The 5,199-nt window shown below is 68.5% G+C and carries 4 protein-coding genes and 1 pseudogene; 3 read left to right on the forward strand and 2 right to left on the reverse strand.

Annotated features, from left to right (window positions below):
* A pseudogene (locus ACH4E7_RS45150) lies at positions 1-245 on the forward strand (integrase); the annotation flags it as partial.
* Here ACH4E7_RS45150 and ACH4E7_RS45155 read toward each other — a convergent pair.
* On the reverse strand, positions 246-1,019 hold the full coding sequence (locus ACH4E7_RS45155) for a tyrosine-type recombinase/integrase (RefSeq protein ID WP_396255055.1): 774 nt from the start codon (positions 1,017-1,019) through the stop codon (positions 246-248).
* 261 nt (positions 1,020-1,280) lie between these two features.
* Here ACH4E7_RS45155 and ACH4E7_RS45160 point away from each other — a divergent pair, with 261 nt between their 5' ends.
* Positions 1,281-1,445 (forward strand): ATP-binding protein, encoded by a 165-nt coding sequence (locus tag ACH4E7_RS45160; protein WP_396255056.1) that lies wholly within the window; start codon positions 1,281-1,283, stop codon positions 1,443-1,445.
* Between the two features lie 62 nt (positions 1,446-1,507).
* Here the strand turns inward: ACH4E7_RS45160 and ACH4E7_RS45165 are convergent, their stop codons facing one another.
* Positions 1,508-2,602, reverse strand: coding sequence for a hypothetical protein (locus ACH4E7_RS45165; RefSeq protein ID WP_396255057.1), 1,095 nt, complete (start codon positions 2,600-2,602; stop codon positions 1,508-1,510).
* Positions 2,603-3,060: 458 nt separating this feature from the next.
* Here ACH4E7_RS45165 and ACH4E7_RS45170 point away from each other — a divergent pair, with 458 nt between their 5' ends.
* The gene (locus tag ACH4E7_RS45170) at positions 3,061-4,077 is read left to right on the forward strand and encodes a hypothetical protein (RefSeq protein ID WP_396255058.1); all 1,017 of its coding nucleotides are present in this window, start codon (positions 3,061-3,063) and stop codon (positions 4,075-4,077) included.
* Positions 4,078-5,199 lie beyond the last annotated feature (1,122 nt).

The raw sequence follows: 5,199 nt of genomic DNA on the forward strand, positions 1-5,199 counted from the left end.
TACAGACCTGCCGCCGAGAGCCACTGGACCGCACTCTGATCTGGAACGAGCAGCATCTACTCCACGCCCTGCGCGAGTTCGAGAAGTTCTACAACGAGCACCGGCCGCACCAGGGCATCGCGAACGCCCGACCCCGCTGCGCCCTTCCCGAGCCGATCGACAACCCGGAGCGAATCGCTCGCCTCGACATACGCCGACCCGACCGACTCGGCGGCCTCCTCCACGAATACCGACATGCAGCCTGATCAGCCTGGATGAGGTTCTCGGCAAGGGCACCTCCGCAGGGCATGCGGGCTGAACCGCTCAACCGCCGGTCGGCCTTCCAGTTCCATGAGATACCGAAGCCGGTTGCGGATTGTTCCGCGGTGCAGGCTGCCGCCGGATTCGTCGGCGAACAGCACCGTCGAGTCGGGAAACTTGGGCCGCACGTCATCCAGGAACCATCGAAGCACCAGGTCCAGGCCGTCCAGCATCGGCACCCAGCGCGGCCGAGGTCCAGAGGTGTGGGCGCCTTTGCCGAACCGGACGTGGAGTTTGCCGAAGGGGCCGCGCGAGAAGTGCGCGTCGGGCTTCTCCAGCAGGGAGGCCTCCTCCGACCGCAGGCTGGCGTGATACAGCGTCCGGAACAGCGCGTAGTCCCGCGCGGCGGGTGCGTACTTCCTGGCGGTGGCGATCCGCTGCTTCAGGAACTCGAAGAACTCTCCGACTCGCTCCGGAGTCGGTGGCGGCAGCAGGGCCGGGGAATCGTCACCGACATGGCGGGAGGCGTTGAATTCATCGACTGGGCAGACCAGCCGCACCCCGAACGCGGCCTCGACCTCGGCCGCCTTGCGGACCTGCAGGAACCGATGGAACCCCTTGAAGATCTGCACATACTCGCGTCGGGTCGACGACTTCCGCCCCTGGAGGGCGAGATCACCGACCACCCGGTCGATGTCCTCCGGCGTCACCTCCCAGGCCGGGCGACCCAGCGCGGCCAGCGTCCGCTCAAGCAGCCCGATGTCGTTGTCGATGGTCACCGGGCTGAACCCGCGCGCCCGCCAGGAGGCCACGAACGCCTCGACGCACTCCGTCTGGAACTGCCACGGATCCGCCGTCAGCGGCCCCTGCGGGACGGCCCCGCCCGCGATGACCTGCAGCCGAGCCACCGGCGCACACCTTCCTCGCACCTGAACGGTCAAGGCAGCACCTGGAGAACCTGACCGCTGCCACGAGAACCAACGAGGACCGCAGGAGACGGATACGGCCAGGTGGCGGCACTAACTCGTGTGAGGGAACAAGTGCCAGCCCCAGATCGCTGGGGAGAGGTCTTCGGCGACGAGACCGTCGCCGCGGCGATGATCGACCGGCTCGTCCACCACGCCGAGGTCCACTCCCTCAAAGGCGAGTCCTACCGCATGCGAGGCCGCGAACTCGGACACGTCCCCACCGACGACAACGACTGACACACACCATCCAGCGAGACTACGGAACGGCCCACAACTGAACCGTCGAAACCGGCCCGAATTCAGCCGTCTCCGACACGCTTCGACCCGGGCGCGGGCCGAAGCGCCCGCCAAGGCCGGCTGACCGTTGGAGGCTCCAACGTGATGGTCCTCCGCCCTCCGGGCGGAGGACCATCAAGCACTGTTCCAGGGAACATCCGGCGTGAGCATTTCGTGGATGCAGCGGCGCAGTCCGCTGCCGTAGTAGTCGACTGGGGGAACCATGGCGCCTGCTGGAACAGCTCGCTGAGTTGGTCGGTGCAGGGGTCGGTGAGGAGGGTGCGGAGTTCGTCGGGGACGGGGTCATCGACCAGGCACAGCCAGGCAAGGGCAGCACCGACGCGCGTCTCGAGCGGCTGGGCAGCGTCCGACCACAGGGCCCGGGCCCACGCGGGAGCGTGTTCGTCCTGGTCTTCGCGGGCAAGTTGGGCGATTGCCAGGATCAGGCTCACCCGAACCGCCGGATCATCTTCCACGGCCAGCCTGCTGTGCAGGGCGGAGGAGATGCGCGGGATCTCGCCGGTCGCCGTCGCCAGGACGAAGGCGGTAGCGGAGCGGACTTCCGGATCGGGGTTGGGGAGAAGAGGGAACAGGAGGTGCAGGTCGGCGGTGATGGCAGTGCGGGCGGCCTGGATCGTCCAGTCCACCGGACACATCGTGGTGCCCTCCGCATCCTCTGGATCCTCGGCGACCTTGAGGAGACCTTCGCGTCTGCCGTCCCCGAAGTGCTGACACCAGGCGATCTCGGCGACCAGGCGAAGGGTTTCCGCGCGGAGCCCGGAAGACCCAGTAGCCGCGATCCGGAGCAGGAACGGCACTGCCAGTGCTCCCACCGCGATCGTGCTGCCTTGGTGGTGAAGGTGATCCCACAGCTGCCGCACAGCCTGGCCGGCGGCTTCGGCGTCTCCGGAGGCGAGCGCCGCCAGGCGGACAGGGATCTCCTCGCCAGGGCCGTAGAAGTGCGAGAACCGGTGCCAAGGGATCTCGTCGTACCTGAACCCGTCCTTGACCTCCCGCGGAATCGCACCAACGACCGTCCGCATGTCGGCATCCGTGCCCACCCACGGCTCCGGCCACCTGGCCCAGCGGTCATCATCCACAGCCTGGCCTTCGGACACCACAGCCCCCTCCACTCGCCGACCACGTGATCAAACGACCGAGCCGGCACCGAACGCGCGAACCCCGGGAGTCTAACGACCGATGATCAAGACCGCGGTCCGCTTCTGTCGCACCCCGGTGGCACCGACACGGTGACGTCATTTCTCGTGAGCATCTGCAGCGCTCAAGATCGCCAACTGTCGCCCAAACCGCTGATCAAACGCTGCTACTTCACGTGAACGAAGCCAGAAGGTTGACCGCCCAGGTCAGTCGCCGCGCGTCGTGCCGGCGACCCGCACGGACGGTAGTTGGAACCAAGGGCCACGACCTTCCGACGCAGGACGGCCGCCAGGCGCTCGGCGGAACGAGCCAGGGAATTCTCGAGACTTCGCGGTACACCCGCCCGCCTGCCGCAACCAAGATCGGCACGCGCTCGTCCCACTGATGACTCGAAGGCACCGAACGCCAGGGGGAAGCGATGGCCGCGGTCGAACCGCACAATCCGTACACGGTCACAGCGCAGGGGCGCGCACCGGTTCGTCCGACCTCGAACCGGCACCGGCAGGTCGTCACCCTCGGTGCGGCCTGCGCCCTGCCATCGTTGGCCTCGGTGGCCATCGGCAGCGCCGTCCAGCACTTCGACGCCGAGGACAGCGGGCGCGTCCACGCGATCCTGCACTTGGTGGTGACGCTCCCGGTCGTCATACCCGCGCTCTTCTCCAGTGTCCGCGCCCTGCGGCCGTCCGCTCCCCGGTGGTGCTGGCTGCTAGCACCTGCGCTGATGGCGCTCGACCTCGCCGCCACCCACGCTCTGGCCCTCCTGCTGCCCTTCCGTCCGGGCCTGCTGAGCGTGCTGGTGTTCGCCCTCCCGTCCTTCGCCCTGGCCGGCGCCGTGGTGCTGCGCTCACGCACCGCCCTGCTGGCGGCCGTCGGCACGCTGCTGGGCGTGTTCGTGCTCGCGTTCCCGCTGCGGGCGATGCAGCGGGAGGTAGGGGTCCAGGACCTGCTGCGCGGGGCCGGTATCCCGTCCCGGTCCCTGCTGCATCCGGTCCTCTCGGCGGATGTGCTGGTCACCAGGATCAGTTGGGACGGGCATCGGGCGGTCTTCGTGCTCAGTGACCAGGCGGACCTGGCCAACACCGGCGGAATCAGCGACGGCTTCGACAAGGTCGCGGTCGAGACGGTCTCCTTTGGCTACAGCGACCCCTGCGGCCGCCCGATGCTGTCCGCGGACGGTGAGAACCTCACCACCAGCCCTCTCACCCCCTGCCTGCCGGAGCCGGGCGGCCTGTGGTCCGACGGAGCGAACCGATACGTCCTGCAGCGCGACGGCCTCACAATCACGCTGACCGCCGCCGGCGGCGAACTGAACACCCTCAGCGGGAGCGGCGAGGTACGCCAGGCCATCCTGGCAACCCATCCCGCCACCGAACCCGAACTGCGCTCCCTGGAAGGCTGGTTCCCCTCCAGCTGGCTGGGCTGCTTGTTGCTCTGACCACCTGGAGACGGGACGGTGACATCTACCGTGTCCCGGGCACAGTGCACGGAGGCCCACTCGACGGTCCTGACCTGGACAGTCAATCTTCGCTGACACAAACCACCACCCGTCAACCTTCGGTGGCAATCGGTCAAGGTTCGGTGGCAAGGGACAGTCGCGGAGGCGACGGGGCAGCAGATGCGGGTGCAACGCGCCCGCTGCAACACGGCCCGACAGCCCTCCAGAAGAGGCAAAAGCCCAGCTCAGAGCCGCAACACGGGCCCCAGGGCGCAGCGTGTTGCACCTCGCGTTGCACCCCGTGTTGCAGTCGGCAGCCGGGGTGCGCGGGGAAGCTGCCGCGGGCCGGGCGGCGCCAGGCCGGCGAACCGGCAGCGCGGCGGCCGCTGACCAGTGACGGGGTCTTCGGTGTGTCGCAGCGGGTGCGATCGGCCTGCCTTGCACGCTGCTCTCATGGTCTACGACACGACTGACTTCGGGCCGTACTGCCTTGACCCGTGGTGCGAGAATCCCGACCCGGAGCTCCTCCCGGATCACATGTGCGGATGCTGGATCTTGACCCCGGCGGAGCGTGCCGCTGCCGCCCCGGTCAGGCACGGGGGTAAGCGCCCATCCGCGCAGGTCACAGGGCGCGACAGCGCCCCCCGCGACAGGGGGGCGCGACAGCACCCACGACAGCCACAGTGTCCTCTGCCACTGAACCTTGACTGGTTGCCACCCAACCTTGACCAACGGCGGTTTGTGACAGCGAAGTTTGATCGCCACAGGTCAGCGGCCTTATCAGGGCGACGGCTCGGCACTGAGCACTGCCCGACGTCGCCGTCCTGGCTCTCCTGGGGGCGTTGCTGCGCCTGTGTACGGCGCCCTGGCCGCGCTGCTGGCCGCTCGTCCGGCCCGCTGTCCAGGCCGTGGCCCTGCCCGCCATCGGCGCCGGGCGTGAGACCAGGGCCTTCTTGGCGGCTCGGCGGGTTTCTACGCCGATGAGCGTTCAAGGAGGCCCTGTTGTCCCGGTCTCGCGTGGTTTCCACCGGTCACGGGCCGATCGAGCGGGGCCGGTAGCGCCCAGGTGAGGAGCCGGTCGCTCGGGGGGTGGGTCAGTACCCAGCTCATGACCAGCCTCAG

Source organism: Kitasatospora sp. NPDC018058 (assembly GCF_044327205.1).
Lineage (GTDB): Bacteria > Actinomycetota > Actinomycetes > Streptomycetales > Streptomycetaceae > Kitasatospora.

Coding starts and splice junctions, on each gene's coding strand:
- ACH4E7_RS45170 (WP_396255058.1), top strand. CDS start 3,061: ATGGCCGCGGTCGAACCGCACAATCCGTACACGGTCACAGCGCAGGGG.